Here is a 355-nt window from a genome sequence, read left to right as displayed (position 1 = left end):
GCCGCGTATGGAACCGCCCTCGGCGGCCGCCTCCGCGGAGGACGGTCGCGCCGGTCCCGGAGGTGGCACGCCAGGAAGGATCCTGGGCGAAAGTGGGGCCTTAGGGTAGCTGCGAGGGCGCGGCCAGAGCATGGAAGAGGTATTCGCGGCGACCCCGTCAGGCTCCACCAGTCAGGCTCTCGCGGACCGCACCCGAGACGACCAGACGCGACAATGTGGGGCCTTAGCTCAGCTGAGAGAGCGCTTCCATGGCATGGAAGAGGTCATCGGTTCGATCCCGTTAGGCTCCACCAATCAGGTTTTCCCGAACCTGACCCGAGACGACCAGACGCGACAATGTGGGGCCTTAGCTCAG

The 355-nt window shown here is 65.9% G+C and carries 1 tRNA gene; it reads left to right on the top strand.

What is annotated here, in order from left to right:
- The first annotated feature begins 217 nt into the window (after nucleotides 1-217).
- Nucleotides 218-293, top strand: a tRNA-Ala gene (locus tag MKK49_RS23405).
- Nucleotides 294-355 lie beyond the last annotated feature (62 nt).

The organism is Methylobacterium sp. J-090 (genome assembly GCF_022829345.1).
Classification (GTDB): domain Bacteria; phylum Pseudomonadota; class Alphaproteobacteria; order Rhizobiales; family Beijerinckiaceae; genus Methylobacterium.
This window is presented reverse-complemented; position numbering and strand designations above follow the sequence as displayed.